Origin of the sequence: Sulfitobacter sp. (assembly GCF_041552635.1) — a bacterium.
GTDB lineage: Bacteria > Pseudomonadota > Alphaproteobacteria > Rhodobacterales > Rhodobacteraceae > Sulfitobacter.
On record NZ_JBFEKM010000234.1, the window covers coordinates 1 to 4,676 of the forward strand.

A 4,676-nucleotide genomic window follows, 5' to 3' on the forward strand; every position below is an offset into this window, starting at 1 on the left:
ACAAGGCGTTCAGGTAAGGTGCGTTAGGCAAAAAACGCCACTTCGCGCACAGCCAGATCCACCGCAAAGGCGCGCCCCACCGCCACCAGCCCCAACCGGCGCAGCGCGCATGCATCAAACTGTGCGTCTGTGCGGTGGGGGATAAGAGCGGCAAAGGGAAGCCGGATGCGATTGTTCCTGAAGCGCGGAGGGCTGGCATTGTTATTGCCAAGATGTGGACTGCAACAGATTTGGTTCTAGGCAGTTTTTGGACATTACCCCATTTGCCGAAGCATGACCTGATATCATGTTTTTATTCAAGCCTGAGTTGTTGGTAAGATTATTTTTGCTTTGTCATTTTTGAAAACCGACAGGGCTATGCAGCTCAACAACTGCAATTATAATCCCGCAGTCGTTATCAAAGGGCCTGATCAGAGCGTACTTTCGCACCCTCAGAAACAAAATCTCTCGCTTAGATAGAATACGAAACCTAGGGGGCAGAAAATTTTTGACATGTGCATTAAGGGACTGTTAGTTTTTTCGTCAAAATACGGCGATTTTTTAACTAGCAATTTTTTTCGATTATTAATTTTAGCGTCAATTTTTATTTAATTTTGCCGATTTGCGCAAAAAAATTTATATTAGGAGCCCTGTATTATGGCCAACGATTCCTCCTTTTCCGCAACATACGGCGATTCATTTCTTGACGATGATACAAGCAACGCCGTTTCGGGTACATCTGGTAACGATACTATTGATGGCCAAGGTGGTAATGACACGCTTTTGGGCGAGGGTGGTGACGATAGCATTCTTGGCGGGACCGGCGATGACCTGATTGCAGGTGATTTTGCCGACACGAATACCGTCAAGTATGACGTTTCTGCCTATGTGCTGGGTGAAAATTTTTCGGTCGGGCGGCGCGGCGATTTTAATTCGGGGAACACGCGGGAAGTTGGCATATCTGGACCGGCCCTGACCCTGCGCTTTGTCGATACTGACGGCCGGATGGACGGTGATACAAACCGCAACGAGCGTGGCGATGATCGGGACCAGAAAGTCGAAGTTAACGGCGTCGAACACAGCTTTGCCGTTGATTTCACGCTGGATTATACCGACGGAACCAACACATATACCTTCGCAATTCTGGACGTAGACCTGAATGGCAACGGGGCGATGGGTGGTTCGGAAGATGGGCGGATTTTGATACAGACCTCCGGTCCGGCGATTGCAGACGACGCCGATTTGACGCTGGTGCGCGGATCTTTGCAGCAAGTTGCTTCGTTGGATTACGAGGCTGTCGGCACGCGCGTGGAATCCGGCGACGACACGATTGATGCGGGCGACGGCAATGACACCGTCGACGGCGGTGCCGGCGATGACGTGATCGATGGGGGCGCGGGCTTTGACAGCTTGATGGGCGGTGCGGGTGACGATGTGATCCGGGGCGACGATGGCTCGGCTGAAACGCCGGCCGCGGGCGGTATCTTTGAACTGGCTGCCTATGTGATGGACGATAATTTCTCGACCAGCCGTGGCGGTAATCTTAAATATGGCAATGCCCGCCAGATCGACATTTCCGGCGCTGCGCAGACCTTCCGTTTCACCGACAATGATGCGCTGATCGACAGTGACGATGGGCGCAATGAACGCGCCGATGATCGCGATCAAACGGTCGAGATTGAGGGCACTGCCTATAGCTTTGCTGTGGATTATCAGCTGGATTATTCCGATGGCACAAACACGTACAGCTTTGCGATCATTGATGTTGACCTGAACCACGACGGTCGGATGGACAGCAGAAACGAAGACGGCAAGATGCTGATCCAGACTGCGGGCCCGGCCATCCCCGAGGACGCGCAGTTAAAGTTGGTACATGGCTCGCTGCAGCAGATATCTTCGTTGAACTATGCCGATTTTGGCACCCAGCAGGCCGCAGGCCGCGATACGATTTTGGGCGGTGACGGTGATGACACAATCGATGGCGGTATCGGCGATGATCTGATTTACGGTGACAACGCGGGCGAAGGGCCAATCCAACAAGCGCGTGAAAGCTTTAACTGGCAAGACCTGAGCGATGCCGAAATTGACGGCAGCGTCACCCAAAACACCGGCTCGGTCGAGGTGACCTATACGCGCATCGCAGACACCGGTCGCCATGACAGCGAGCTGGAAAACGACCGGCTGAATGTGGATGGCATCGACGCGGGCGGCGCGGAAATCGACGACCGCAGTTCGCTGTATTCCCAGACCAACGGGCGCGGCAATCTGGGCGCATTCGAGTGGGCGTTTTCAGAAGCCGTCACGGATGTTGCGTTTAATATCAACGATATAGACGGCGACGGCGTGGTCACCGTTCGGGCGTTCGATGCATCGGGCACCGAGATTTCCGTTGATCTTGTGGCGGGCCACGGGATCACCCTGACCGATGCTAACACCGCCGACAGCAATGGCGGCTATGGGGCTACGGATGCGGGGAAATACACCCTTGAGGTCAACATCGCAGGCCCGGTTGCCCGGATCGAGGTCGAGCACACGCAGGACGGCAGAGCCAACTCTGGCGTGAATATTACCGACATCTATTTCGACAACCCGACCGCAGGCGATGTGATCAACAATGACGTCATCGACGGCGGCGCGGGCAATGATAGCATCTATGGCGAAGAAGGTGCAGACAGCATCGACGGCGGCACCGGCGCTGATGTGATTTACGGCGATAATGGCGTCTATGATCAGGACGGCATCGTGGTGGATGGCAAGGACGCCAGCCCGATCAGCCTGAATGTGGATAATGTGCGGGCGGGTTCGGACACGGGCACTTCGGTGATTTATGACAATGTCGCCACGCTGTCGGATGGCACGGCAGTGTCTGCGCGGCTTGTGGTGATCAGCAAAACCAATGACCGTCTTGATGTGGATCTAAGCTATCAGCAATCCTATCCGGTTCTGTTGCGGGGCAAGTCCCGTTTGGATGGCGAAAGCGTCACCTTGCGGCTTGAATTCATCGACAGCGTTACCGGTGCTGCGGTCGCGCTCAATTCCGCATTGGTTGTGGGCGATATCGACGACCGCTCGCGGGGCGAGGCGGCAAGTTTTGATCTGAGCGATCTGACCAGCTATGGCACCACTTCAGGCACCAACATTGGCGTGTCGACCGAGGGCGGTGTGCTGAAGGCCGGCGGCAACGACCGCAGCGACCGCAACGCTTTCGACGCCAATGACCAGATCGCCGTGACCTTTGAGGCCAAAGACAGTCTGACCTTCACCTTGCAAGCGGGCAACCGAAGCTCGGGCTTCAACTTCCCCGCTGCCGACACGAGTGGCTTTGACTTCACGCCGGTCGGTACTGCCCCCGACATTGACGGTCTTTCTGCGGCCTATGACGACACGCTTGATGGTGGGGCCGGTGATGATTTGGTTTACGGCGAGGCGGGCAATGACACCGCCGTCTACAACATGGCCGAAAACGATGGTGCCACGGACCGCTACGACGGCGGCCGCGGCATCGACACGCTGTTGCTTGAATTCACCGGTGACGAATGGCTGCGCGCTGACGTTCAGGCCGACATCGCCGCTTTCCTCGCCTTCGTCGAGGCCAACACATTGCCCTCGGGCGAGGCCAACACCCGCGACTTCAGCTTTACCGCCTTTGACCTGACCGTCGAAGAATTCGAGAACCTGCGTGTTAGCGTCGACGGTGTCGAACTTAACCCGGCCGACGAGGCGGTTATCGCCAATGATGATGCTGTCGGCATTGGTGAAGACGCAGGCAACACGGTGTTTGCCGGTTCTGTTCTGGGCAACGACGACGTGCCCGATTTGGTCAAGACCGTTGCGTTGGTGACCGGCCCGGCCAAAGGCAATCTGACGTTCAACGCCGACGGCACCTTTGAATACGACCCAGCCGGCGCGTTCGAAAGCCTGCCCGAGGGCGTGACCGAAGACGTTACCTTTGTCTACGAAGTCACCGATGCGGATGATGACACCGATCAGGCCACCGTTACGATCACCGTCACCGGTGCCAATGATGGCGCTGTGATCACAGGTGTTTCAACAGGCGGCGTGACCGAAGATGACACGCCTGCAACCTTGACCACCCAAGGCGCGCTAAGCGTTGCGGATGTGGATCAGGGCGAGGCCGTCTTTGTGGCTCAAACCGACACCCCCGGCAGCTATGGCAGCTTCTCGATTGCGACTGACGGCACGTGGCGCTACAGCGCCGATAACACGCAATCCGCGATCCAGTCCTTGCCCGTGAATGCGACCCTGACAGAGATCTTTACCGTTTCCAGCTTCGACGGCACTGCCTCCGAGACTGTCACGATCACCATCACCGGAACGAATGACAGCCCCGTGATCACAACCATCGCCGGCGAAGATACAGGCGCTGTGGTCGAGGCTGGAAGCCTCGATAATGGCGCTCCAACAGGCGGAATCCGTTCAGCGAACGGGACACTCACGTCTTCGGATGTGGACACCGGTGCTACGGCAGCTTGGACGATTGCGGCGGATGCGACCAACGCGACCGTTTTGGGCACGATGAGCATCGACGCGACCAGCGGCGAGTGGATCTATGCGCTGGATCAATCCGCCGCAGACTATTTGACCGAAGGTGCGAGCGCCACCGAGACCTTTACCGCGACGGTAACGGACGACCAAAACGCGACTGCGACACAGTCCGTCACCGTGACCATCACTGG

At 56.6% G+C, this 4,676-nt stretch carries 1 protein-coding gene; it reads left to right on the forward strand.

Annotated features, from left to right (window positions below; translation table 11 throughout):
* Positions 1 to 636: 636 nt before the first annotated feature.
* Positions 637 to 4,676, forward strand: a 4,040-nt coding sequence (locus ABYT07_RS19040) for a VCBS domain-containing protein (protein ID WP_372993596.1), incomplete at its 3' end; no start/stop codon positions are given.